The organism is Rhodopseudomonas sp. BAL398, from assembly GCF_033001325.1.
In the GTDB taxonomy this organism is placed as follows: Bacteria; Pseudomonadota; Alphaproteobacteria; order Rhizobiales; family Xanthobacteraceae; genus JARJEH01.
Genome location: NZ_CP133111.1, coordinates 4,881,312 through 4,904,584 on the forward strand (window position 1 = coordinate 4,881,312; position 23,273 = coordinate 4,904,584).

A 23,273-nucleotide genomic window follows, 5' to 3' on the forward strand; every position below is an offset into this window, starting at 1 on the left:
AACGTCCCCAAGCGGGAGTCAGAGAACCGAAAGGACAAAAGTGGCAATTTCCAAGAAATCGCGGCGATCGCGAAAGAATCGGGCGGAAAGATCCGAGGAAATTCGCCAAGCTATCTTTCTCGCCGCGGCACGTGTGGTCGGACGCTACGGCTATGCCGACGCGTCGATCAGCAAGATCACTACGGCAGCGAAGGTGGCTCACGGGACGTTCTATAATCATTTTGAATCGCGTCAGGATTTGTTCGAGCAATTGCTTCCCGCGCTCGGGCAACTGCTGCTGTCGCACGTCACCAGCGAAGTCGCTCCGGTTGCCGAGGGGCTCGCGCGGGAAGAAAAGCGGTTGCTGGCCTGGTTCGATTTTCTCCAGGTCCATCCCGAGTTTTACCGAATTCTCAACGAGGGCGAGGTTTTTGTGCCGGCCGCGTTTCGGCGGCACGTGGAAGCATTCGGGGCCGGCTACTTGCGCGCGCTTCGCCGGGCGAAGCTGCGTGGAGAGCTTCATGATTTCGCTGACGAGGAGCTTGAACCGATCGCTTACATTCTGCTTGCGGCCCGTTCGTATCTCAGCTTCAGGTACGGATCCGTCGCGAGCGCGGCCGAGCCGCAGGTGCCCGACTATGTGCTGACGGCTTACATGAAGCTGCTTCGTCACGGCCTGTTTATTGATTCCCCAAAACCTGACGCTCCAAAACTTGACGCTGCAAAACCTGGCGCTGCAAAACTTGGCGCTGCAAAACCTGGTGCTCCAAAACCTCGTGCTCCAAGACCCGGCAAGATCGATCGCGCGGTATCAAAAAAAGCCCGCAAGGAAGCCGAAGCAGATTAGCCACGATACGACCTTGCCGCCAATCCCTCTGGAAAGCCTGACATGCGCAACGCTGTGAAATATGAAGTCATCGACCAGCACATCGCCCTGGTCACGATTAATCGCCCCGAGGCGCGCAACGCGGTGAACGGCGATGTAGCGGCCGGCCTTGAAGCTGCCGTCGATCAAACCAACGACGATCCGCGCATTCGGGTCTGCGTCCTGACCGGCGAAGGCGACAAGGCTTTCTGCGCCGGCGCGGATCTCAAGGCCGTTCGTGCGGGCGAAGTCAAATCGATCCGGACGCAAAGAGGCGGATTCGCCGGGTTCGTGTTCGCTGATCGGCGCAAGATATGGATTGCCGCCGTGAACGGCTTCGCACTCGGTGGAGGCCTCGAGATTACGCTCGCTTGCGATATGGCCGTCGCCGATCCGGCGGCGCAGCTCGGATTGCCGGAGGTCAAGCGCGGCCTGATGGCTCTGGCGGGAGGATTGGTGCGGCTTCCGCGAGCGATCCCTAAGGCGGTTGCCTACGAGGCAATTGCGACCGGTGAGCCCTTCACCGCCCAGCGGGCGTTCGAGCTGGGTCTCGTCAATTATGTCTCCGCACCGGGCCGCGCCCGCGAACGGGCACTCGAACTGGCGCATTCCATCGCGACGAATTCGCCGATCGCAGTGCAGGAAAGCATGCGGATCGCACGCAACCGGGGTGAAGTCGCCGAGGGCGAGTTGATCGACCTCGGCATGAGAGCGCGCGGTGAGCTCGAACGAACCGATGACTATGCCGAAGGACTTCGCGCGTTTGCCGAGAAACGCAAGCCTAATTGGACGGGCCGCTAACAGATTAAGCGGAAGGGAGGGATCCGGGTTCACACATGACTAACAGATCAAGATTACCGGTCATCGTCGGCGTCCATCAGATTACGGATACCAATTCGCCACCCGCCAGTGCACGCAGTCCCAAGGAGCTGATGGTCGCGGCCGCGCGCGGCGCAGCGATGGATTCCGGCGCGTCCGATCTCCTCAAGGCGATCGATGGCGTCACTGTGGTTCGTCAATTCTCCGATACGCTGCCCAGATTTGCCAGCCCGTTCGGTCGAATGGAGAATCCGCCCTGGAGCGTGGCACGCGCACTCGGATGCAATCCCCGGGAACTTCTCTACACCACGGCCGGCGGCCACACTCCCCAAGTCGTGGTCACGCGCTTCTGCGAGGAGATTGCGGCCGGACGGTTGAGTTGCGCATTGATGGTCGGGGCCGAGGCGCTTCGCACCCAGCACGCCGCTCAGAAAAATGGGACAGACCTCGACTGGTCCGAAGCTGCGCCGACGCCGCCAGAATCGTTCGGCGTGGAGCGGGCCTCGTTTTCGGACCTGGAGGGCAAATACGGTCTGAACGCGGCAATCTACGGCTATCCAATTGTTGAGCAGGCGATCCGCCGTCAACGACAATTGAGCCCGTCGGTCCATGCGCATCGCATGGGCGCCCTGATGGCGCGCCTTGCCGAGGTGGCAAGTTCGAACCCGCTGGCAACCCGGCGCACCCCGCTGACGGCGGCGGAAATTGCCAGCGTTTCGGAAAAGAACCCCTATATCGGCTATCCCTACACCCGATACATGAATGCCAATGTATTCGTGGACCAGTCGGCGGCGATTCTTGTCTGCTCGGCGAAGATGGCTGACGACTACGGCGTTCCCGATGCAAAGCGAGTCTATCTCCACGGCGCGGCGGCTGGTAACGATCACTGGTACGTCACCGAACGGGAGCCGATGCAACGCTCCCCCGCAATCCGCGAAGTGGTGCGGCGGACGCTCTCCAGGGCCGGCGTTGGCGTCGAGCAGGTGTCGTTCTTCGATCTCTACAGCTGCTTCCCCTCGGCGATCGAGATCGCATGCGCCGAGATCGGCCTGTCCGAGGACGATCCCCGCAATTTCACGATCACCGGCGGACTGCCCTTCTTCGGCGGCCCCGGCAACAACTATGTGACCCATTCGATCGCCGCGATGGTCGAGAAACTTCGTTCGTCTCCGACCGCGTATGGATTGGTGACGGCAAATGGCAGCTATCTGGCCAAGCATGCCGCGGGGCTGTATTCCGCCCGGATGCTCGAGGGGCCCTGGGACCATACAAATTCGCAAGGGCTTCAGGCGCAGCTCAATGCTGTCCCGATGGCACCGTTGATAGACGGTGCCGGCGGTGCGGCATCGATCGAGAGCTACACGCTCGCGGTCAGGGCCAATGTTGTGGAAAAGGCAATCATCGTCGGACGGCTGCGCGACGGGAATCAGCGCTTCCTCGCAAACATCGAAAATGACGACCAGGCATTGCTGCAATCCTTCATAGAGAGCGATCGCCTAGGCGCCGAAGGAACGGTCCGGACCATCGACGGCAAGTGCCGTTTCGCCCTCTAGCAACCGCGGTGAGCATTGGCCACGTACGCTGGAATCTGTCGCGCAGCGAGCGGCACCAGCTGACCCGTGCTGCATTTGGGTTGAATGCGCTTCTGCATTCGCCCTGAAAGCGCAGCTCGTGGCCCGACAGCGTAGCGACTCCCATTGGCTTGGCGCGACAGCCTGATCTGGTCCCGCTCCAACGTCCGCCGGAGCGACTGACCCCGACTCCAATGCCCCGTCCGGCTGATCCGGGCGGAGCATTAACTTGGCCGCATTGCGGACCCCAACGTCACCCTCCCTCAATTTCGAGGCGCACGCGACGATTATCGCTTGCCTCCTAGCTAGCGGCCGCCGGGAAAGGCGTTTTCGCGGCCTCCAGATACGAGCGGGACATAAAAATGAGTTGCTGTTGGAGGCCACACGCCCACGGCTTTGGCAAGCTGCGATCAAACAAGCTGCGAATAGTCCCAAAAAGCGAATTGAGGAGTGTGAGGTTGACGATCGCAAGATCGACGAACTCGGCGTCTGCCGCGGTCGCGAACATCGCGGCGGTGGCGATTTCAACGCGCTTGAAGAAATGCTCGACCAGGGCCGCGGTGTCTACCTCCGCTGCAACCAGATAAAGCGCGCGGGTCGCGTCGCATCGCACGACATTCGCGTGCCAAAGGGCCTCCACAAGCGCCTCGGCCATCTGTCCAATCGGTGCGCCGTGATGCTGCCGGCAGGCTTGTTCCACGCTGTCCGCTACGATGCCCAAATACTGCTCGGTCACCGCATACATTAGCGCCTGCTTGTTGGGGAAATACTGGTACATCGTGCCAACGGAGACACCGGCTCTTTCCGCCACGCGCGTCGTGGTCAGCCGAGCAGGGCCCGTCACCACCAAAACCTGAATGGTCGCCTCCAAAATCGCTTCCAGCGTCGCCGTTGCTCGTGCCTGACGCGGCGATTTCCGAGGGGTTAGGCGGGTCGGCGAAGCCGTAGCCATAAGCGAATCCCGTAACTGAAGAAGCCTTCATATAATGGATCGAACGCGGCTGACCAACCATGGAGTTCATATGACAACCACAAACCGCATCGCACTCGTCACCGGCGCAAACAAGGGCATCGGATTGGAGATCGCTCGCCAACTCGCGCAGGCCGGTGTCTCCGTCATCATCGGCGCCAGAGATGCCGAACGTGGCGAGGCCGCGGTCAAAGACCTGGCGTCCCAAGGCCTGAACGCAACGTTCGTTCGGATCGACCTTCTCGATGAAGCAAGCATAGTCGCCGCCGCCACCGCGATCTCTGACCAGTTCGGGCATCTCGACATTCTCGTCAACAATGCCGGAATCGTGGATTGGACCGACAGCGTTCCAAGCCGCGCCAAGCTACAAGCCGTCCGTCGAGTGTTCGAAACCAACTTTTTCGGCACTCTAGCGGTGACGCAGTCTATGTTGCCCCTGCTGCGGAAATCGACGGCGGCTCGGATCGTGAATCTGTCCAGCACTTTGGGCTCGCTAGCTGGGAACGGCGATCCGTCGTCTCCCTTTTATTCGGCGCAGCTGATCGGCTACAATGCTTCAAAGGCGGCGCTCAACATGCTGACCGTTCAACTCAGCGAAGAGTTCCGCAACACTTCGCACGTCGTGAACTCGGTAAGCCCGGGATACGTAAAAACCGATCTCACCGGCGGCAACGGCCTCTTGACACCGGACCAAGCAGCGAAGACGCCCGTCCAATTCGCGCTGCTCGGAGATGATGCTTTGTCCGGTCGGTTCGTGACATCGGACGGTGAAATCGCATGGTGAATGGCCGCGTGGGGATACGACCGATCTCGTCCATCCCGACGGCATATCCATGGCCCAAACACGTATCAGGCGGCGATTCGACAAAGTTGGGAACTCGTGGCCGTCGCTGAGTCCAGACCCGTATTTCCGAGCTTGATGTATTGCATGTCGCTCCCCTCAAGCCGCCAAAAGCGCGCGGACATTCCCTTCAAATATCTGCGTCATTTGTTGCTCCGTGAGCCCGCAGTTGCGGATATATCCCACCGTCTCGGCGTAGCTTTCGTACGATGTCAGGAAGGGGTAATCGCTCCCTACCAAGATGCGGTCGGCGCCGAGGATTTCGGCGCCCATTTTCAAAACGGGGATCGATCCGTGAATGCAGCTGTCGTACCACATACGCCGCGCAGCGTCGCTGGGCCGCTCGGCGAGGGCGTGGGTCGCGCTCAATTGATTGTCGAGGCGGGCGAGCATTGCGGGCAACGCGCCGCCCAGATGCGGAACGATGATCTTCATATTGGGAAAGCGGGACGGAATGTTAGCTGCGATAAAATGGAGCCCAATGAGCGTATCCTCGAGGACAGGCCCTGCGGCTGTTTCCAGCTTCCAGTCACACACAAAATGCGAGCAGATCCCGTTGATGCAGGGATGCAAGAAAAGCACCGCGCCTCGCCGGTTCAGTTCAGCAAAGATCGGCTCGAAATAAGGGGCGGCGACGGAGCGTTTGCCGCAGGCGCAGTTTAGCGTCACCCCGGAAAATTTCAGATCGTCCAGCGCTCGCGCCATTTCTTTCAACGATGCGTCGAGGTGAGGCAGCGGAAGCGACGCAAACGCCTTCAAGGCCGAAGGGGCCTTCGCGACAAAGGCGGCGAATTCGTCGTTGATGACCTGGGCAAGGCCGATGCCAGCAGCTTCGTCCGCCTGGTAAGGCGAGAAGCCCGGCGAGAGGAATTGCGTCTTCACGCCGGCCTCGGACATCAAGGAAAGCCGCGATTCCAAATCAGATGCCGAATCCGACCAGGGAGCCATCGTCCGCCTTGGGGCATCATCGGCGCGCGGCGGCGGCCCAAGGGGGAGTGCGGCGCCCCATTGCTTCAACGCCTGGATATATCGCTGCGGCAAAAGATGTGCGTGGACGTCAAACATGCGGAGGCTCGGTCACTGTGGCGGGGTCATTCGGGCGAATGCTTTCAGCCCTGGCCAGCGCTTCCAGACCGCCCACAGCAAAGGCGATCGCGCGTTCGATCACCATTCCATTCGCCGCCCGCAAATCGAACGCGGGAAAGACCCGGTTCAGCATATTGTCCGGAGAGACAATCATCAGCTGCCAAGGCGCGAAGGCACAAATGCATCCCTGGGCTACCGCCGGGTGATCGACGGGCAAACCCATGATTTCCGCGACGACCTGCCTGAGAATTTGCCCTTTCGGCAGGATCTCCGCTTCCAGGAACAACCTTTCAAACGTCGGGGACGGAGCGACCAGCTCGCGCAACAGAACGCGGATGACCCAGGTTTCAGTGGTTCGCTCGGTCGCCGCGGTGACCAAAAGGCTGATGATCGCGGAGAGCTGCTCACGAGCACCGTTGCCCATGACAGCAATTTTCGAGAGTGCTTGAATCTTGCCGACCTGCTGAAGCGCGTCGGCAAGCACGGCTTCGTATAAGCCAATGAGCCCGCCAAAATAATAGTTGACCGCAGCAGTGTTCACACCCGCGCGCCGGCAGATTTCCTGCCCCGTAGACGCGTGGATTCCCTTCTCCCCGAACACCTCACCCCCCGCCCGCAATAGCTCACGCTGCGTGTCGGGCCGCGGCGGCTTGTTGCGCACGCGCGTCCGGGCTGGACCATCAACCTTCGTAGTTCTCATGCGGCCAACATATACCCCCGCTTTCGCCCTTGTGCAATTCAAAATTTGAATTTAAAATCGGCATTGGAAATCGACATGCGCGCCGCGCAGGGTCGGCTTCCCCTAACGTGTAAGGAGACACCCATGTTCACGACGACCTTTGGCGGCAAAACCTACGACGACGGTGAAATCGACCTAATGGAAATGCAGCATGCGCGCGGAGCACTGAAACTGTGGAAGGAGCGGGGGCGGCCGGCGCCGGAAATCTTCACCGCGAGCGAGCTTGCTGCAACGGACGCGCTCATGAAGAAATGGATCACGGACGCCAACGGCGACCTGAAACCCAGTGACGTCATGATCGCGGCGACTGGGATGACCGCGGAGGAGTTCATCGCGCAATTCCACGAGATCACAATGGACAAGCAGTTGATGCTCGCTTCCGAACCCGAGCATTACCTGATGAGCGTTGAGAACGGAAAGATCCGCGGCATCGAAATATGCGGAGGTGAGCCTCTCGAGCTCACAATGACGATCAGCGACGAATTCCTCAGCGAAGTCGCCCCTGATCCAGATTTCCCGACGCGCCTGGTCGCAAAGGGCTTTACGCGGGCGGGTGATTTTGTCACCGCGGGAATGCATCAGTTTCGCACTACGCCAGACGGTTTCGAGGCGAAGCTCGCGCTGTACTTTGGCGGCGCCATTCCCGACCACAATGTACATCATCACCGCGAGCATCTCGCGGTAGAGCACCGTAACTGGTATCGGTTTGCTCTGGAGAAGCTTGGCAGAACGGGGTGAGCGTCTAAGCGAGCGTCGGCTGCAACCGGATAGGCATCTCGTTGGGGCTCCTGAAAACCTGGAGCCCCATGGCCTAGCCACCCTTAAAGCAGCCATTTGCAACTTGGGTGGGACGTGCATCGAGAACGCGCCCACATAGTGCGCTTGAATCACGGCGATCGGTTGGGTGGGCTTCGAGAGAGTCCGGCCAGCTCTCCAAGCAAGCCGATTTCCAAGCCAGCGCATAGGTCCTGCTTGGAAAGTTGAATGGTTGGCGCGCCCGGCGCGATTCGAACGTGTGGCGTCCAGCTTCGGAGGGCGAGGCATAGACGCCGATCGTCAATTGGCCATTTTCGCCGCGACTCCGAGTTTCCAGTTTCTGGAACGCAGCCTCGGCCTCGGCGAGGATGCCGGCGGGCGGTCTCGATGAACTCCAACCCTGCAACAGTCGGCCCGGTGCCTCCATTGGTTAGTTCAAACAATTCGGCGCCAAGCCAATATTCGATGAGGCGAAGCCGGCGGCTGAGGTGGGCTGACGAATGTTAGACTTTCCGTAGCTTGCCTAAGGCGGCGATGCTGCGACGCGATAACTTCCCATCTCAAATGTCGAAGCGCAAAGGTCTCCACTCTCGTCATTTCCTATCCGCTGAGCGGAGGTATGCGCGTCGAGGTTATGATCGCGATAGTCTGGTCGAGTATCGCCACGTCCAAGGCATCGCTCGCGCTATCCTGACTGCAAAGCAACGCGTGTAGCCGTGGCAACCCGGTAGCCACGTCGACGAAGAGCCTCGCCTGTACCGCCGTGTCGCGAGCAGTCAGTCGCCGCTCGGCGATGCACCGGTCAAGATAAGCCGCGACAGCCTGCTCTGCGCCCAGGATCGAAGTAGAACGCGCGGCCGAGGTCCGGCTGGCGTTCGGCCTCCGCAATAATCAGGCGCTGAAAGCGGATGGCATCGGGCGAGTTGACGAGTTCGCATAAAGCCGGCAATCCGCCCGGGCCGGTTCACGACGCCGCGGCACGTCTCTTCGCCTCCATGACCGCCCTCGTGACCACAGCGGTCGGCCACCGTGTTAGTGACACCGCAATTATCGCGCGCCTCACGCTCATTTTGTCGGCGACAATTCAGGGAATCTCCTCCCTCGTGGTCTCCGGACGCATTCCGGCCGCTCAGGGCGACATCCTTCTCGACGACGCCATCCGCGTCTTCTTGGCCGGAACCCCTAGCGATATGCCTTAGGAGTGGAGGGCGCCTCCAGCAGAGGCCGGTGGAGCGCTGCCTCAGCAGCGGGCCGACGGAGCCGACGCGATGGCGAACTCTTAGACCACGGAACTGCCCATTTGCTTGATAAGGGCGCTCTCCCGTCCATAGCGGGCGGGAGACTGTCCCATGGTCCGGCTGAAGGCGGTACTGAAAGCGCTGGCGGACCCGTAGCCTATCGCCTCCGCGATTTGATCGAGCGACTTCAGTCCGGCGCGCAGGGCATCGCGCGCGCATGCCATGCGCCAGTGGAGCACGTAGCTCATCGGCGGCTCGCCAACCGTCTCCATAAAGCGCCGAGAGAACCTCGATCTCGACATGCCTGCCGCACCGGCGAGGGCTTCGACCGACCAGTCCCCGCGCACATCGGCGTGAAAAGCACGCAACGCTCTGCCGATCTTGGGATCGGCAAGCCCAGCGATCATGCCCCCAGGCCAATCGCCCGCGCGCGCGAGCGGGGTCCGAAGCATCTCGATCAGCACCATCTCCATTAACCGGGTCAGCATCGACAATCGGCCGGGACGATCGGCGGAGGCCTCGCGATCTATCATGGCAAAGATGTCGGTGAGACGGCGCTGTTCTTCTCCGTCGCCGGGCTGTACGACCACAATCGGCGGCAACAGAGCGGGCAGCAGGCCTTCGTTCGCGGAGTCGAAGTCGAAATGCCCACCGACGATGTGAACCTCACCCTCGTCGGCGGTCTCGGGCCAGGTGCCGGACGGCAGCACGGGATGGACATCGTCGAAATCCAATACTGGAGCACCATCACCGTTCTGCAATGTCCATGTCGACGGCCCCGTGATGAACAGGCAGTCGCCGACACCCAACGGGCGTTCCCCGCCGTCCCGCGGTCGCAAGCGACAGGCGCCGCGCACGACCAGACCGAATGCCACGCCGCTTTGACTGTGGAAGCGCCAAGCCCAATCGCCCCGCCCCATCATCCGTTTCCAGGCCAACGCCTTCGGTCGGAGCAGTTCGACGAGTTGGGTCAAGGGGTCCATGAGATGATCTATAACGAAAATAGGAGATCTGGCTATAGAACATCCCGGAAATGGGCGTAGCGTGAAACCTCAGATCGAGGAGATTTTGAAATGGCACGGACTATTCTCATCACCGGCTGCTCGTCCGGCATGGGCCGCGCCGCCGTTGCGGCATGTCGCAGCGCCGGCTGGAACGTCGTCGCGACCATGCGCAACCCGGACGATTGGACAGGGGAAAAGGAGGACGCAGGGCTGCTGGTATGCGCCCTAGACGTGACCGACACAGCCTCGATCGATACGGCCTTCTCGACGGCGATCCAGCGCTTTGGCCGGGTGGATGCGGTCGTGAACAACGCGGGCCGCGGTCTCCTCTCAATATTCGAGGTGACGCCAGTGGAAACGATCGAGGCGGTGTTCGCAACCAACACCTTCGGCCCGATGAACGTCATGCGGGCTGCGATCGATCATATGCGAGAAGCGGGAGGTGGCCGAATTATCAATGTCACCTCTGGCTCGGCGATCGTCCCCGAGCCATTGATGAGCATCTATTCGGCGTCCAAAGCGGCGCTGGACACTTTCACCGAGTCCGTGATGTTCGAACTCGCGCCCCTGGGGATCGTGCTCAAGCTGATCGTCCCCGGTTTCGTGCCTGGAACCAGCTTTGTCGAGCAAACGCAAGCCGCCGCCCAGGCTGTCCCCGTGCCGCCAGCGTACATGAGCTACATGACTCAACGTCTCGCATCCTACTCCGCCACATCCCCCATTGCCTTTGCCACCGACGTAGATGTCGCGAATGCCATTCTCGCGGCCGCCGGTGATGAGACGGACCAGTTTCGTCGCCTGGTTGGCCCAGATGCCGCTGAGTTCGCGCATATGCGATGGGAGACGTCCGAAATTGAGTATGCGGCGTGGACGAAATCCAGATTCGCGCTGAGTGAGTGCACGTGAAGGCCGGTTCGAGATCATATCGGTCGAACGACCACGGTTGATTATTGGCCGCGATCAAATGCCGCGCAACAAGCCGAAGGGCGGGTGATGGCCGGCGGGCCCTACCAAGGCACGATTTGACCGGCGCGATCCAGGAACCGCAGCCCAGGCCGTTCGCGTTGTGCAATGAGCACGTCGACGATCTGCGGAACGGTTTCCTCGACGCCGAACGGTGCGTCGGGCCCGCCCATTTTCGTACGGATCCAACCCGGCGCCATCAGGATCGTCGCCCGCGCGTCGATCGCGTGCCGGCTTGCGTAGCTCGACATGGCCTGGTTCAGAGCCGCCTTGCTGGCGCGGTAGATGTCGTTCACGCCGCTCGCGTTGTTGGCGATGCTGCCCTGCCCGGACGACATCGCGCCGATCACGCCGCCGGTTCGGACAAGGACGCCAAAGGCTTCGACGGCGCGCATCACGCCAAGAACATTGGTAACCATGACGCGCACGAACTCGTCCGTCGACACGTCCGCCATCGTGTCTGCGGGCGAGCGATTAACGGTCCCTCCGTTGACGAACACGATGTCGAACTTGCGGTCACAAAGCCGGTCCCGGAGAGCGAGCATCTGGCCGTGGTCGGTCAACTCGATCGTTGCGATCTCGACGAGGTCGGGTCGATCGGCTGCGAGGCTGTGCAATGGGGTTCTGGCTGCGCGAACCGTGCCGAGCACGCGCCATCCGCGTTTCGCGAACTCGGCCGCCATCGCAAAGCCCAAACCGCGCGACGCGCCAACGATGAGGATGGATTGACCAGTATCGGCTGGGTTAGTGGGTTCAGTCATCGCGTGGCTCCCATGCCATCTCGTCTTACGCCTATGAGCCGTAGTCCATGTCACGCAGGTCGGTCAGCAGGTCTGGCCCCGTGGTAGCCCACCCCAGTTCCTCGCGCGTCAAAGCGCTGGAAGCGGAAAGGTCGGTTTGGGCAAGATCAGCCAGCCAGCCAAAATACGCCTTCCCCTCCTCTTGCGTGAGCGACACCACCGGCAGATTCAGACCCGCGCCAATCACCTCACAGATGTCGCGCAGGGGCACGCCTTCCTCGCCCACGGCATTGTAGCGCGCGCCCGGCCGGCCCTTCTCCAGCGCCAGTCGAAACAGCCGCACAGCGTCGGTGACGTGCACGGCGGCTAAGCCGTTCTGTCCCTCGCCGACATACGCCACTTGCCCTTTTTCTCGGGCAAGCTTGATGTGCAAGGCGATCCGGCCCTGGTGGCGTGTGTCGTGCACCTGCGACAGGCGCATAACCACGACGTGTCCGCCCTTGTCTGCAACGGCGTCGGCCGCCTCTTCCGTGGCGGCGCGCGCGACTTCGACCGAGCTGACATGGGGATCGGTTTCAAGCGCCGGGCCGCTACCGTTTGAGCGCCGCGCGAGGCCCGTCCCGGAGGCAATGACCAGTGGACGGTCCGAACCGGCCAACGCCTGCCCGAGTGCCTCGATGACCTTGCGGTCCTCTTCGCTGTGCTGTTTCAGTTTGGAAAAATCGTGGTTGAAGGCGGCGTGGATGACGCCGTCTGATGCCCCCGCGGCAGTGCGCAGGCGGTCCCAGTCGTTCACATCACCACGAAAGGCTTCCGCGCCGGCGCGGGCGAGCGTCTCGGCGCCCGCATCGGAGCGGGTGAGGCCAACCACATGATGCCCCGCCTGGATCAGCTCCGGAACAAGATAGGAGCCGATGAACCCCGTGGCGCCGGTCAAGAACACTCGCATGGTGAAATCCTCCTGATGAGCTGACTTTCGTAGCGCGGCCCTTTGGCCCCTAGCTTGCTGGCGGGAACTGATTTACCAATAAACGGAATGGCTGTCCACGTATATGGAATACCATTCCGGTTATTGAGGAGACTGACGGCGGCTATGGGCCACGAGGACGAAATTGAAGGCGCGGCAAACTGGCAGCTTCCCGTTCGCGCGGATGCCCGGCGAAATATCAACGCGCTGCTCAAAGCCGCCATGACCGTGTTCGCCACATCAGGCGTGGACGCCCCGATGCGCGAGATCGCGGAACAGGCTGGGGTCGGAGTCGGCACGATTTACCGGCACTTCCCTGTGCGGGCAGACCTGATCGTGGCGGTCTGCCGGAACGAGGTCGACACCTGCGCGGAGGCCGCCGCCACCCTGGCTGCCCAGCATCCGCCAAGGAAAGCGCTGAGCTGCTGGATTGATCGTTACATCGCTCTTGTTTCGGCGAAACGCGGCCTAGCCGCGGCGTTGCATAGCGGCGATCCCGCCTATGACGGGTTGCCCGCCTACTTCGAGAACCAGCTCAGTCCCGCGCTCGATCGCTTGTTGAAGGCGGCCGCCGCGGCGGGCGAGATTCGAAGCGATGTAAGCGCCCGGGATCTGCTTTGGGCTGTCGCCGGCCTCTGTGCGCCGAGGCGGACCGACAATTTTGAGTTGGCGCGGCGGATGATCGACTTATTGCTCGACGGCCTGCGGGCTGCGCCGGACGCTGCGATTGACGCCTTCGCCACTAAGATTTGATCTTTTACTTGATCTTCCACCGGACCGTTTCGTCCATGAAGCGGAGAACTTACCGACCGGGCAAAGAACGTTGATTTAAAGTCGCCGTTGGACCCCCGCGGTCGATCTCGGCAGTCGCTCTACGACAGAACGCAATCCGAGTCGTTCCCGCTTTGGCGCCGTATGTCGCCATGCCTTCAGCTCGCGAAGACCGACCGACCTGGCCCAGCTCACTGGGCGCGGCGCGTCACTCGGTCAAATTCCCCGTTAGATCTCGATCACGATCTTGCCGAAGTGGGCGCCGGATTCCTCGTAGCGGAACGCATCCGCCAGCTTGTCGAGCGCGAAGCTACGATCAAGAATAGGCCTGATTTCGTGCGCGCCGAGAAAGTCGACGAGATCAATCTGGTCCTGGCGGCTGCCGTCGAGGCATCCTTGCAACCGAATCTGCTTGGCAAGGATGGGAATTATCGGCAAATCGACCGAGAGGCCGCCGAGAAGGCCGATCATCGCGATATGGCCTCCAACCTTCACGGCTTCGAGGGATTGAGCCAGCGTTGTCGGCCCTCCCACGTCGATGACATGATCAATACCCTTGCCGCTCGTCCATTGATGGGCCAACCGGCCCCATTCGGGTTCGTTGCGGTAGTTGATAAGATGGTCGGCGCCAAGCGCGCGGAGCCGAGCAAGCTTTTCGTCGGACGAAGAGGTCGCGATTACGGCGGCCCCCGCTGCCTTGGCGATCTGCAACGCAAAGAGGGAGACGCCACCAGTACCCTGGATGAGCACAATCTCACCGGCTTTCAGCGGACCGTTCACCATCAGCGCGCGCCAAGCTGTCACGCCCGCCGTCGGCAAGGTTGCAGCTTCGGCACTGCTGTAGCCTGCCGGAGCGTGTGTGAACGCGCGGGCAGGGGCCGTTACCAACTCGCACGCAAAGCCGTCGACGCCGTCGCCCGGCGTTTGGGAGAAGTCACTCACTTGCGGCGAACCGGACTGCCATTGCGGGAAGACACAGCTCACGGCTGCTTCACCGGGCGCGAATTCCACGACACCGCTGCCCACTGCCTCGACAATGCCGGCGCCGTCCGTCAGAAGGATGCGTCCATCGGCGGTCGGTGACCGACCGGCCGCCACGCCGTAGTCATGATAATTCAGACAGCTCGCGCGGACCCGTACGGTGACCTCGTCCGACGCAGGCGACGGCGGCGGAGCGGTCTCGACGAGTTTTATCCGACCAAGGCCGCCAGGAGCCTCAAGAACCATTGCTTTCATCGATATATTCCGTTGCTGGGACCACCCGTGGCCGGCAGTCCGGCCGAATTGTCTATTGATCGGCGCTTTCTGAAGACGCCCAGGGCCTTTCTCGGACAAGCGACTTGGTCTCGTGCGGGGGGCTCTCAGATGCCCTTCAGCGACGGCCGCTTTAGACGAAAATTCCATTGTCTCCCGATGCGCGGTTTGATGTTGCCGTATTTTTAATTGCTACATTCTGTCGTGGCCAGTACCCACAAAAATGTGCCTATTGTGGAATTGAGAGCTTTGGGGACAGGAAATGCCGAAACGTGCGAAGGATGAGCCGATACGATGCGCAATCGAATCGGTGATCGACGTCATTGGTGGGAGATGGAAGTGCGTCGTGCTGTTTCATCTGCGAGACGGCAAAAAGCGCTTCGGAGAGCTACATAGGCTCCTCCCGAACGTCACGCAGCGCATGTTGACCCTTTCGCTACGCGAGCTCGAAGCGGATGGACTCGTCGAACGGACGGTGTATGCCGAGGTCCCGCCCCGCGTCGAATACGCCCTCACCACATGGGGCAAGAGTCTGGAGCCGACCCTCGCGGCGATGCGCGAGTGGGGCGATCGCTACAAGCGCCGCCTTGATGCGATATCGGACTCGACCGCTCGGCGCGCGAGTGGTGGCGCCTAAATTACTGAGGTTCAAGCTAGCTGGCGCAGACGATCGGCGGCGGCATTCAAAGATTGGCATGCCGATCGAGCGCTCCAATTTGGAATTGCGCGGCTCAACCTCGATTGTTCGATGCCTAGGATTCAGGCCGCTCGGTAGAAGCTGCCGTGATCCGCCGCCGCTATGGCGTAACGAAGTTGTCGAATATCAAATGACATATTAACAGCTACAGGCCGGTCCCTTTGTAGACCGACTGGCGATGTCGTGGCTCATACTAGCTACTTGGCTGCCTTGTCGCACATGATGCGACGGCTGCCCCACCATTACGTGTAGCGGGGAAACACGAAGTCCTTCGCAACCCTGGCGTTTCGCTTGGCGTCGCTCGGCTTCAACAGCCGCTGGATGACGCGGCTTGTCACCAGCCTTTGCACCAGTCGGAAAAACGTTAGGCCGAATTGCGTCTTCATATGCAGGGCGCGGATGACGGTCGGGCTCAGGCGCTTTTGCGACTTCTCGACATGAGGCCGAACAAGATTTTCATAAGCAGAAAAGGCGTCTTCAAAACCCGAACTGCGCTTGAGCTCGCCGGCGAGAACATAAGCACCGATCAAGGCGAGCGCCGCACCCTCCCCGGTGAACGGTGTCGGGCAATAAGCCGCATCTCCAATCATGACGAACCTTCCTTTGGCCCATCGGGATGCCTGGACCTGGCTCATCGGACCGCACCAAAAATCACTGACTGCGTCCAGCTCCGAGCGAACCCGCTCGGCGATCGTGCCCCTCCCTTCGAGCGCCTTGGCCACTAACGCCTTGCGAGTGGCTGCATCTTCTTGTTCGAATCCATGATCTTCTCTGAGGAAGGTCGTCAGGACCGTCGTCTCGTGGTTCTTGCCAGGCCTGAGCGTCACGAGCGTCCCCCCTGTTCCACTGACGGAACGAGCCCAATTGTCATCCTCCGAGCGCTGCGGGATATTGAAGAACGACATGTAGGCACCGAGGTAGCGAAAATGCGTCTGCTCCGGCAGCACCATCGTCCTGGTCGATGAGCTTATACCCTCCGCACAGATCACGAGTTCGAACGCTTCGACCCGACCGTCATTGAAAGCGACGGTGATACCGTCACTGGTTTCCTCAAGTGCGGTGACGAATGTGCCGAAGCGATATTCGCATCTGTCTTGCGTGGCCTCGAACATGATTTGCGCGAGATCACCACGAAGGATCTCGAACTCGGCGGTAAGGCTGGGAAACCCGCCTTTGGGAAAGACTGCTACGATATTGCCGGATTGATCGAGACATTTGACGCCTTGCTCCATCGTGTCCTTGGCCGCAATCTTATCGGCGATGCCCATGATAAAGATGATCTGTTGGGCGGCTCCTTTGATATCTACGTTCTGGCCGCCATCCCGCAGGGCTTTCGCCCGCTCGGCAATGACGACCGAAAAGCCATGCTGGTCCAACCAATATGCGCACGCGGGACCGGCGATACCGGCGCCGCAGATCAGGATTTTCTTCTCAGCTCTCACGCAGCGATCCTCGATTAACAGACCTGATGGCTTGCACGGTGCAAACCTGCGCTCAGTCCATTCCCGTCTTGCCGGGGGCCCAATATGCCTTGGTGACGACCCGGTTCGCCGGGACGCCCCGGCGTTTCAGCTCGTGGCGCAGCCGCTGTACGGTGCTAGCCTTGCCGGTCAGCACGAACGCCGCACCGGCGTTGAGGACGGGAGACAAGGCGGCCTCCATCTGTGCTAGATGGGCATCGCCCTCGCTACGCAGGAACAGGGTGACATTGCGAATCTGGAGCGCGGTGCGAACATGCTCGGCGCTCGCCTTGTTTCCAATCTCGAAATAGCTGGAGATGGATCGCGCCGGATCCTGCTGCGCCAACGCGTAAGCGAGCCCGATCGAGGTTTCGTCGCCGAACACCCCCAGCGCTCCCGTCCCATGCCCCGCATCGAGCGAGGCGCGAGGGCCGAGGATATCGCACCCATCGCCGGCGCCGACGCCTCGCACCCACGCGCTCCCCGGGCCATCGCCATGTGCAAAGCATAGGATGCGCGTGCGCCCCTGCTCCGGATCCCAGTCGATCGGCGTATAGGTTCGCGTGGCCAACGCCGTCCCCACCGCGACCTGCACCTTCTGCCCCGGCGTCCACACGACCCCTCGCAATGCTTGCCCTTCGAGGGTGACGAGCCGAAAACCCTCGGCCAGCCAATCGGCTGCGACGATCGTTGCACGCCGCATCAGCAGCCGCCTGAGCACGTTGCTCAAGCGGCTTTGCTTCGTCGAGGAAGGACGGTCATGGGAGGCGAGCGGGGGCGTCATGCGATGCACCTCGTGAACTCGTTGCTGCGGCCTTCGTCGAGCAGGAAAGCCTGCGCGAGATAGCCGTCGCGTGGATTGCCGACGTAGTCGAGATAGTTCGCCGCAAAGCCGTTCTCGGCGAGGATTGCGGCGTTGGGCAGCAGTGGGGGCTCGATGAGCTTGAGCCCGGAAGGTCGAACCGCCAGGCGCCATTGATGTGTGCAAGGTCCCGTCTCGCCACCAATTCCTGCATCCGCGCGCTGGACGCCAACTCAGGCTCTTGATGAAGCTGCATCACCAATCGAGGGACGGGTCCGCTGCTCAACGTCTCCACACTGTCTCCTTCCCGATCAGGACTCCCGGCGGGGGAGTGCACTCTGGTATAGGCGGATCGGGATATGGCGTCATTCCGTAGAACAGCCATTATATTATTCATAACCGCCATTGATGCGGTAAGGTCCACGATGCCATTTCTGAACCATGAGCTGGACGCCATCGGGTGGGTCGAGCCAGATGATGTGCCGCGCCCGTTCGTCGCCTACGGGATCGAGGAATCCAGGTCGGCGTGATCGAACTGCCCGCCCACCGACACCAGAAGGGGCAGCTAATGCTGGTCCAGCGCGGCGCCCTCAGTCGCGAAGTCGAAGGTGGTCTGTGGATCGTGCCGCCACGGAGCGCCATCTGGATACCGAGTGGCGTGACCCACGCGGTCAAGGTCGCGGGTGTGCTGGAGGGCTATGACGCCTTCCTGGATCCTGCCTTGTCGAACAAGTTAAGGCCGCCAAATCTAAAGAACCATCGTCTTTCGCGCAGTTCTTGCAGGCTGTCTTCGTAGCGCGCAATCACGTCCATGTACCCTTTTCGAACATCATGATAAAATTCTGGAGGGTAGCCGGGAACGCGAACATTCGACACGTCTTGTCCCCGCGCGGTGAGGCTCCGATAAACCTCCTCCGCCGTATAGTGCCGAAAGTAAGCTGCGAAGCTTTCAGGCATCACTCGACCTTCGAGAAGATGAACGTTGCTTTTAAGGATCGCGTTGATTTCTTCATGAATTGGGAGAAAGAACTGATCGTAAACTAGCCCAGAAACGACGCCACTTTCGTCCGGGCTCTTTCCGGCCACCATAGTGTCGTTTATGTCTGCGGTCGTATTCAGTTGGTCGGTCAACGCCACGAGTGGGGCGTAGAAATCTTTCATCTGGGCTGATGAGTGGTCTAGTTCGATCTGCAGCCGTTTGGTTCGATCCTGCCGCCAACCGTTCAGGACATAAGCAATTAGCCAACCGATGGCGGCGGTCGCAGTCAAAAACAGGGCCGGAGATTCGGGCACCACAACCTCCCAAATGAATTTGGGTTGCTTACCCTAAGCTTACCTAGAGGGAAGCCCGAAGAAACAATCGCCTTCTAAGTCCTTGATTTGGCTGGCGCACCCGACACGATTCGAACGTGTGACCTTTGCCTTCGGAGGGCAACGCTCTATCCAGCTGAGCTACGGGTGCTTGGCTGTCCATTTAGCCGATCGGTTGGCCGTCGGCAACGGGCTGGTGAGGGCGATTTGGTCTAAAATGGGCCGGCGGGGTGGCTCGGACCTCCGAGGGGCATAGGCCGGGCGTTCGAATCGTGTCCGGTCGGCCCAATGGTGGTCTCGACCCGCCGCGGCAGCTGGCGAACCGGGCGGCCGCCGCGTCAATCCCCGCGCAGGCGATAGCCGATGCCGGTCTCGGTCAGAACGAAGCGCGGCCGGTCCGGGTCCGGCTCGATCTTCTGCCGCAGCTGCCGGACATAGACCCGCAAATATTGCGGGTCGGTGGTTTCGTCCCACAGCGCCTTGAGCAGGAAGCGGTGGGTCAGCACCTTGCCGGCGTGCTGCACCAGCACGCGCAACAGCTCGTATTCCTTCGGCGACAGCTTGATCTCGTTGTCGCCCAGCTTGACGATGCGCCGCACCAGATCGACGCTGAGCTCGCCGACGCGAAACGCCGGGCGTTCGCCCTGGATCTGGAGTTGATGGCGCAGCGCCGTGCGCATCCGCGCCAGCAATTCCTCCATCCCGAACGGCTTGGTCACGTAATCGTCGGCGCCGAGATCGAGCGCCTGCACCTTGCCGGCCTCGTCGTCGCGGCTCGACAGCACCACGATCGGCACATGGTCGTTGCGCTCCTTGATCATGCGGAGCAGGTCATGGCCCTGGATGTCGGGCAGCCCGAGATCGAGGATGATCAAGGCCGGCTGCTGCTCGAGCAATTCCAGCGCGGCCCGGCCATTGCCGGCTTCGAGCACCTCGAACCCCTGGGTGCTCAGCCCCATTCGCAACAATTTGCGGATCGGCGGTTCGTCGTCGATCACCAGCACCTTGATCGGGCTTGCGCTCATGCGGCGGTCTCCAGCGCCGCGCCGGCCGGCGGCACCGGCAGCCGGATGGTCAGCACCACGCCGCTGCGGTCGTGGCGATTGGCGGCCAGGATCGTTCCACCCAGCGCCTCGACGAAACCGCGCGAGATCGCCAGCCCAAGCCCGGTGCCGGCCCGCACGTGATCGGCTTTCTGTGCCCGGAAGAACTTGTCGAACACATGGTCGAGATCGTCGGGCGGAATGCCCGGACCTTCGTCGATCACCTGCAAGGCAACAATGCCGTCGTCGCGCCAGGCCTTGATGTCGATGGTGGTCTGCTCGGGCGCGTATTTCGCCGCATTGTCGAGCAGATTGAACAGCACTTGCTCGAACAGCACCGCGTCGAGCGCCAGCATCGGCAGGTCCGGCGCGATGTCCAGCCGGACCTGATGGCGGGCGAGAATGCGGCCGGCGCGGCGCAAGGCGCTGCCGACGATCTCGCCGAGATCGTGCTTGGCGGCATTGGGGACGACGGCGCCGGATTCCAGCCGGGTCATGTCGAGCAGATTGGCGATGAAGCGGTTGAGCCGCTCGGATTCCTCGATCACAGTGCCGAGCAGTTCGGCCTTTTGCGCGTCGGTCAGATCGGCGGCGAGGTCGCGCAGCGTGCCGGCGGCGCCAAGCACCGAGGCCAGCGGCGTCTTGAGGTCGTGCGAGATCGACGTCAGCAGCGCCGCGCGCAACCGATCCGATTCGATGTCGCGCTTGGCCCGATCCATGTCCTCGACCAGGTGCACCCGTTCGATCGCCAGCGCGCCCTGGTCCATCAGCGCATCGAGCAGTCGGCGTTGATCGGGCGTCAACAGCGGCCCGCTGCGGTCGTCGTCGATCCCGATCACCCCGATGGGGCCGCGGCCGGTGCGCATCGGCAGGAACAGGCGCCTGGCGCCCGGCAGGGTGTCGGAGCCGCGTCCCGCGGGGCGATCATTGCCCCAGGCCCAATGCGCGGCGGCGAGATCGGCCTTGTCCAGCTGATCCTCCGGCGGGTAACCAGCCTTCACCGTCAGCTCGCCATCCTCGGGCAGCAGCAGCACGACGCGAACCTTCAACATCAGCGCGGTTTGATAGGCCGTGGCCCACAGCACGTCGTCGAGGGCGGCGGTGCCGGCGAGCTTGCGGCTGAACGCGTAGAGCGATTCGGTGGTCCGCATCCGATCTGACGAGGTGATCGCCTGGGCGCGGACGCGCGCGGCGAGGTTCGACACCAGCAGCGCGATCAGCATGAACAGGAAGAACGCCGCCACATTGGTCGGCTCGGCGATGGTGAAGGTGTAGAACGGCGGCATGAAGAAGAAATTGTAGCACAGCGATGCGGTCACGCTCGCCAGCATCGATGGCCATAGGCCGTAGCGCACCGCGGTGCCGACCACCGCGGTCAGAAACACCAGGTCGACATTCTCGATGCCGAAGAACGGCTCGATCAGTTCGGCGAAGCCGAGCCCGATCGCGGCGAGCAACACCGCCATCAGATAGGGCTTTGGGTCCAACGCTTCGCTACGCTCGGCAGCGCGCAGCGCGGTAGTCGGCGCGGGTTCGGTGGCCAGCGCGTCGCCGGCGATGACGTGAACGCTGATATTGCCCGCGTCGCGCACCAGCGCATGCACGATGGAGCCGCGGATCAGTTCGGACCACCACGAGCGCGGCGAGCGGCCGACGATGATCTGGGTGATGTTGTTGCCGCGCGCAAAGCTCAGCACCTCGTCGGAGATGCCGTGGCCGGATCCGGGAATCGACAGTGCCTCGGCGCCGAGCGATTCGGCGAGCCGCAGGGTGTCGGCCAGCCGGTCGCGCTGCGCTTCACTGACATGCAGGTTCCGGCTGGTCTCGATATTGATCGCGGTCCAGGGCGCCCGCAGCCGGTCGGCCAGACGCTTGGCGTAGCGCACCAGACCGGCGGAGCGCGGCTCGTCGCTGACGCAAACCAGGATTCGCTCGCCCACCGCCCAGGGGCCGGCAATCGCATTGGCCTGCATATGGGTGAGCAATTGCTCGTCGACCCGCTCGGCGGTGCGCCGCAAGGCGAGCTCGCGCAGCGCCGTCAAATTGCCCGGCGAGAAATAATGCTCCAGCGCGCGCTCGGCCTGCTTGGGGACGTAGACCTTGCCTTCGCGCAGCCGCTGGATCAGGTCGTCCGGCGTGAGATCGACCAGTTCGATGGCGTCGGCGCGGTCGAACACCGAATCCGGCACGGTCTCGCGGACCCGCACATGCGTAATCTGGGCGACGACGTCGTTGAGGCTCTCGATGTGCTGGATGTTGACGGCGGTGTAGACGTCGATGCCGTGGCTCAGCAGTTCCTCGACGTCGAGATAGCGCTTGGGGTGGCGGCTGCCGGGGGCGTTGCTATGGGCGAGTTCGTCGACCAGCGCGAGCTGCGGGCGGCGAGCCAGCAACGCGTCGAGATCCATTTCCTCCAGGATATGATCCTTGTAGCCGAGCGCCCGGCGCGGGATCACCTCGAGGCCATCGAGCAGCGCCTGGGTCTCGACGCGGCCATGGGTTTCGACGACCCCGACCACGACATCGACGCCGGCTGCCATCTTGGCATGGGCGCTTTGCAGCATTTCGTAAGTCTTGCCGACCCCGGGGGCGGCGCCGACGAAAATCTTCAGACGGCCTGCGCGATTGTCCTCCCGCCGCGCCGCCTCCAGCAGCGCGTCTGGCGAAGGTCGTTGATCAGGATCGCGGCGGGGATTTGCCATGGGGCTATATAGTCTCGCTGCGGCCGTAAGCCTAGCTCGCACTAGTTCGCGGCAAGGCGATCGAGCGCCAGATTGAGCGCCAGCACATTGACCCGCGGCTCGCCGAGCAGGCCGGCGAAGCGGCCGTGAATTTCCGCCATGACGAGTTGCTGCACCCGATTCTCGGGAAGGCGTCGCGCCGATGCGACCCGCGGCACCTGAAACAGCGCGGCCTCCGGCGAGATGTCGGGGTCGAGCCCGCTGCCGCTGGTGGTGACAAGGTCGACCGGAACGGCGAGCGCCGGATTTTCCGCCTTCAGCTTTTCAACGTCGCCTTTGACCCGGTCGATCAGCGCCTGGCTGGTCGGCCCGAGATTGGAGCCGCCGGATGCAGCCGCGTTATAGGGCGCCGGCACGGTCTTGCTGGAATCGGCGGGGTCGGCGGCGGAGGTCGCCGACGGACGGCCGTGAAAATATTTGGCGTCCTTGAAGTCCTGGCCGATCAGCGTCGAGCCGACGATGCTGCCGTCGCGTTCGATCAGGCTGCCCTGCGCCTGCTGCGGAAACAGCACGCCGGCGAGGCCGGTGATGCCGAGCGGATAAGCGAGGCCGGTGATCAGCGCGAGCGCGACCAGGATGACGATGGCGGGACGGATTTCTCTCAACATGATAAACTCCTCAAATTCCAATGTCGTCGCGTCTTGTCTCGTCATTGC

At 62.0% G+C, this 23,273-nt stretch carries 24 protein-coding genes and 1 tRNA gene; 10 read left to right on the forward strand and 15 right to left on the reverse strand.

What is annotated here, in order from left to right; translation table 11 throughout:
- The first annotated feature begins 40 nt into the window (after positions 1–40).
- From RBJ75_RS22980 to RBJ75_RS22990, 3 genes are read left to right on the forward strand one after another with little or no spacing between them, the layout of a single operon-like run.
- Positions 41–826 (forward strand): TetR/AcrR family transcriptional regulator, encoded by a 786-nt coding sequence (locus RBJ75_RS22980; protein ID WP_080901247.1) that lies wholly within the window; start codon positions 41–43, stop codon positions 824–826.
- A 42-nt stretch (positions 827–868) separates the two neighbouring features.
- Positions 869–1,645 carry an enoyl-CoA hydratase-related protein gene (locus RBJ75_RS22985; protein WP_044417653.1) on the forward strand — a complete coding sequence of 259 codons (777 nt, stop codon included), beginning with the start codon at positions 869–871 and terminating at the stop codon, positions 1,643–1,645.
- A 35-nt stretch (positions 1,646–1,680) separates the two neighbouring features.
- On the forward strand, positions 1,681–3,216 hold the full coding sequence (locus RBJ75_RS22990; RefSeq protein ID WP_276156270.1) for an acetyl-CoA acetyltransferase: 1,536 nt from the start codon (positions 1,681–1,683) through the stop codon (positions 3,214–3,216).
- A 319-nt stretch (positions 3,217–3,535) separates the two neighbouring features.
- On the opposite strand, the gene RBJ75_RS22995 is transcribed toward RBJ75_RS22990, so the two are convergent.
- The gene (locus RBJ75_RS22995) at positions 3,536–4,105 is read right to left on the reverse strand and encodes a TetR/AcrR family transcriptional regulator (protein ID WP_234707353.1); all 570 of its coding nucleotides are present in this window, start codon (positions 4,103–4,105) and stop codon (positions 3,536–3,538) included.
- A gap of 151 nt (positions 4,106–4,256) precedes the next feature.
- On the opposite strand from RBJ75_RS22995, the gene RBJ75_RS23000 reads away from it, so the two are divergent.
- Entirely contained in the window at positions 4,257–4,988 is a 732-nt protein-coding gene (locus RBJ75_RS23000; protein WP_044408295.1) for an SDR family oxidoreductase, read from the forward strand.
- A gap of 156 nt (positions 4,989–5,144) precedes the next feature.
- Here RBJ75_RS23000 and RBJ75_RS23005 read toward each other — a convergent pair whose 3' ends face one another.
- Entirely contained in the window at positions 5,145–6,110 is a 966-nt protein-coding gene (locus tag RBJ75_RS23005; RefSeq protein ID WP_080900946.1) for an amidohydrolase family protein, read from the reverse strand.
- Positions 6,103–6,792: a TetR/AcrR family transcriptional regulator gene (locus tag RBJ75_RS23010; RefSeq protein ID WP_160297924.1), complete on the reverse strand. Its 690-nt coding sequence runs from the start codon at positions 6,790–6,792 to the stop codon at positions 6,103–6,105. Before RBJ75_RS23010 ends, RBJ75_RS23005 begins: the two co-directional genes overlap by 8 nt.
- A 162-nt stretch (positions 6,793–6,954) precedes the next feature.
- Here RBJ75_RS23010 and RBJ75_RS23015 point away from each other — a divergent pair, with 162 nt between their 5' ends.
- Positions 6,955–7,608, forward strand: a complete 654-nt coding sequence (locus RBJ75_RS23015) for a hypothetical protein (RefSeq protein ID WP_152647653.1) — start codon at positions 6,955–6,957, stop codon at positions 7,606–7,608.
- Between the two features lie 820 nt (positions 7,609–8,428).
- Here the strand turns inward: RBJ75_RS23015 and RBJ75_RS29530 are convergent.
- The gene (locus tag RBJ75_RS29530) at positions 8,429–8,575 is read right to left on the reverse strand and encodes a TetR/AcrR family transcriptional regulator C-terminal domain-containing protein (RefSeq protein ID WP_160297923.1); all 147 of its coding nucleotides are present in this window, start codon (positions 8,573–8,575) and stop codon (positions 8,429–8,431) included.
- Between RBJ75_RS29530 and RBJ75_RS23020 the strand changes: the two genes are divergently transcribed.
- The gene (locus RBJ75_RS23020) at positions 8,535–8,825 is read left to right on the forward strand and encodes a hypothetical protein (protein WP_044408283.1); all 291 of its coding nucleotides are present in this window, start codon (positions 8,535–8,537) and stop codon (positions 8,823–8,825) included. The genes RBJ75_RS29530 and RBJ75_RS23020 overlap by 41 nt on opposite strands.
- Positions 8,826–8,905: 80 nt before the next feature.
- On the opposite strand, the gene RBJ75_RS23025 is transcribed toward RBJ75_RS23020, so the two are convergent.
- Entirely contained in the window at positions 8,906–9,847 is a 942-nt protein-coding gene (locus RBJ75_RS23025) for an AraC family transcriptional regulator (protein ID WP_044408280.1), read from the reverse strand.
- Between the two features lie 90 nt (positions 9,848–9,937).
- Here RBJ75_RS23025 and RBJ75_RS23030 point away from each other — a divergent pair, with 90 nt between their 5' ends.
- Positions 9,938–10,774: an SDR family oxidoreductase gene (locus RBJ75_RS23030; protein ID WP_044408277.1), complete on the forward strand. Its 837-nt coding sequence runs from the start codon at positions 9,938–9,940 to the stop codon at positions 10,772–10,774.
- A 101-nt stretch (positions 10,775–10,875) separates the two neighbouring features.
- Here the strand turns inward: RBJ75_RS23030 and RBJ75_RS23035 are convergent, their stop codons facing one another.
- Entirely contained in the window at positions 10,876–11,592 is a 717-nt protein-coding gene (locus RBJ75_RS23035) for an SDR family NAD(P)-dependent oxidoreductase (protein ID WP_044408274.1), read from the reverse strand.
- 31 nt (positions 11,593–11,623) lie between these two features.
- Positions 11,624–12,520, reverse strand: a complete 897-nt coding sequence (locus RBJ75_RS23040; RefSeq protein WP_044408271.1) for an SDR family oxidoreductase — start codon at positions 12,518–12,520, stop codon at positions 11,624–11,626.
- 144 nt (positions 12,521–12,664) lie between these two features.
- Between RBJ75_RS23040 and RBJ75_RS23045 the strand changes: the two genes are divergently transcribed.
- Complete coding sequence (locus RBJ75_RS23045; RefSeq protein WP_044408301.1) at positions 12,665–13,291, forward strand: TetR/AcrR family transcriptional regulator; 627 nt, start codon at positions 12,665–12,667, stop codon at positions 13,289–13,291.
- A 246-nt stretch (positions 13,292–13,537) separates the two neighbouring features.
- Here the strand turns inward: RBJ75_RS23045 and RBJ75_RS23050 are convergent, their stop codons facing one another.
- The gene (locus RBJ75_RS23050; RefSeq protein ID WP_044408268.1) at positions 13,538–14,545 is read right to left on the reverse strand and encodes a zinc-dependent alcohol dehydrogenase family protein; all 1,008 of its coding nucleotides are present in this window, start codon (positions 14,543–14,545) and stop codon (positions 13,538–13,540) included.
- A gap of 280 nt (positions 14,546–14,825) precedes the next feature.
- On the opposite strand from RBJ75_RS23050, the gene RBJ75_RS23055 reads away from it, so the two are divergent.
- Positions 14,826–15,200, forward strand: a complete 375-nt coding sequence (locus tag RBJ75_RS23055) for a winged helix-turn-helix transcriptional regulator (RefSeq protein ID WP_044408265.1) — start codon at positions 14,826–14,828, stop codon at positions 15,198–15,200.
- Positions 15,201–15,502: 302 nt separating this feature from the next.
- Here RBJ75_RS23055 and RBJ75_RS23060 read toward each other — a convergent pair whose 3' ends face one another.
- A complete protein-coding gene (locus RBJ75_RS23060; RefSeq protein ID WP_276156269.1) occupies positions 15,503–16,702 on the reverse strand; it encodes an FAD-dependent monooxygenase in 1,200 nt (399 codons plus the stop codon).
- 52 nt (positions 16,703–16,754) lie between these two features.
- Entirely contained in the window at positions 16,755–17,504 is a 750-nt protein-coding gene (locus tag RBJ75_RS23065; protein WP_052629040.1) for a siderophore-interacting protein, read from the reverse strand.
- Positions 17,505–18,090: 586 nt separating this feature from the next.
- Between RBJ75_RS23065 and RBJ75_RS23070 the strand changes: the two genes are divergently transcribed.
- Positions 18,091–18,318 carry a hypothetical protein gene (locus RBJ75_RS23070; RefSeq protein ID WP_234707521.1) on the forward strand — a complete coding sequence of 76 codons (228 nt, stop codon included), beginning with the start codon at positions 18,091–18,093 and terminating at the stop codon, positions 18,316–18,318.
- Here the strand turns inward: RBJ75_RS23070 and RBJ75_RS23075 are convergent.
- From RBJ75_RS23075 to RBJ75_RS23095, 5 genes are all read right to left on the reverse strand, one after another.
- Positions 18,219–18,815 carry a hypothetical protein gene (locus RBJ75_RS23075; protein ID WP_152647863.1) on the reverse strand — a complete coding sequence of 199 codons (597 nt, stop codon included), beginning with the start codon at positions 18,813–18,815 and terminating at the stop codon, positions 18,219–18,221. The two genes, RBJ75_RS23070 and RBJ75_RS23075, sit on opposite strands and share 100 nt — an antisense overlap.
- 92 nt (positions 18,816–18,907) lie before the next feature.
- Positions 18,908–18,984: transfer RNA gene (locus RBJ75_RS23080), tRNA-Arg, on the reverse strand.
- Positions 18,985–19,171: 187 nt separating this feature from the next.
- The gene (locus RBJ75_RS23085) at positions 19,172–19,858 is read right to left on the reverse strand and encodes a response regulator transcription factor (RefSeq protein ID WP_044417012.1); all 687 of its coding nucleotides are present in this window, start codon (positions 19,856–19,858) and stop codon (positions 19,172–19,174) included.
- On the reverse strand, positions 19,855–22,578 hold the full coding sequence (locus tag RBJ75_RS23090; RefSeq protein ID WP_044417011.1) for a sensor histidine kinase: 2,724 nt from the start codon (positions 22,576–22,578) through the stop codon (positions 19,855–19,857). The genes RBJ75_RS23085 and RBJ75_RS23090 overlap by 4 nt, the downstream gene beginning before the upstream one ends.
- Before the next feature lie 41 nt (positions 22,579–22,619).
- A complete protein-coding gene (locus RBJ75_RS23095; RefSeq protein ID WP_044417020.1) occupies positions 22,620–23,225 on the reverse strand; it encodes a K(+)-transporting ATPase subunit C in 606 nt (201 codons plus the stop codon).
- Between the last annotated feature and the right edge of the window lie 48 nt (positions 23,226–23,273).

Excerpts from the sequence above, each read along its gene's own strand:
- RBJ75_RS22985 (WP_044417653.1), top strand. The coding sequence starts at position 869 with ATGCGCAACGCTGTGAAATATGAAGTCATCGACCAGCACATCGCCCTG.
- RBJ75_RS22990 (WP_276156270.1), top strand. The coding sequence starts at position 1,681 with ATGACTAACAGATCAAGATTACCGGTCATCGTCGGCGTCCATCAGATT.
- RBJ75_RS23000 (WP_044408295.1), top strand. The coding sequence starts at position 4,257 with ATGACAACCACAAACCGCATCGCACTCGTCACCGGCGCAAACAAGGGC.
- RBJ75_RS23005 (WP_080900946.1), bottom strand. The coding sequence starts at position 6,110 with ATGTTTGACGTCCACGCACATCTTTTGCCGCAGCGATATATCCAGGCG.
- RBJ75_RS23015 (WP_152647653.1), top strand. The coding sequence starts at position 6,955 with ATGTTCACGACGACCTTTGGCGGCAAAACCTACGACGACGGTGAAATC.
- RBJ75_RS23020 (WP_044408283.1), top strand. The coding sequence starts at position 8,535 with ATGGCATCGGGCGAGTTGACGAGTTCGCATAAAGCCGGCAATCCGCCC.
- RBJ75_RS23025 (WP_044408280.1), bottom strand. The coding sequence starts at position 9,847 with ATGGACCCCTTGACCCAACTCGTCGAACTGCTCCGACCGAAGGCGTTG.
- RBJ75_RS23030 (WP_044408277.1), top strand. The coding sequence starts at position 9,938 with ATGGCACGGACTATTCTCATCACCGGCTGCTCGTCCGGCATGGGCCGC.
- RBJ75_RS23035 (WP_044408274.1), bottom strand. The coding sequence starts at position 11,592 with ATGACTGAACCCACTAACCCAGCCGATACTGGTCAATCCATCCTCATC.
- RBJ75_RS23040 (WP_044408271.1), bottom strand. The coding sequence starts at position 12,520 with ATGCGAGTGTTCTTGACCGGCGCCACGGGGTTCATCGGCTCCTATCTT.
- RBJ75_RS23045 (WP_044408301.1), top strand. The coding sequence starts at position 12,665 with ATGGGCCACGAGGACGAAATTGAAGGCGCGGCAAACTGGCAGCTTCCC.
- RBJ75_RS23050 (WP_044408268.1), bottom strand. The coding sequence starts at position 14,545 with ATGAAAGCAATGGTTCTTGAGGCTCCTGGCGGCCTTGGTCGGATAAAA.
- RBJ75_RS23055 (WP_044408265.1), top strand. The coding sequence starts at position 14,826 with ATGCCGAAACGTGCGAAGGATGAGCCGATACGATGCGCAATCGAATCG.
- RBJ75_RS23065 (WP_052629040.1), bottom strand. The coding sequence starts at position 17,504 with ATGACGCCCCCGCTCGCCTCCCATGACCGTCCTTCCTCGACGAAGCAA.
- RBJ75_RS23070 (WP_234707521.1), top strand. The coding sequence starts at position 18,091 with ATGCTGGTCCAGCGCGGCGCCCTCAGTCGCGAAGTCGAAGGTGGTCTG.
- RBJ75_RS23085 (WP_044417012.1), bottom strand. The coding sequence starts at position 19,858 with ATGAGCGCAAGCCCGATCAAGGTGCTGGTGATCGACGACGAACCGCCG.
- RBJ75_RS23090 (WP_044417011.1), bottom strand. The coding sequence starts at position 22,578 with ATGGCAAATCCCCGCCGCGATCCTGATCAACGACCTTCGCCAGACGCG.
- RBJ75_RS23095 (WP_044417020.1), bottom strand. The coding sequence starts at position 23,225 with ATGTTGAGAGAAATCCGTCCCGCCATCGTCATCCTGGTCGCGCTCGCG.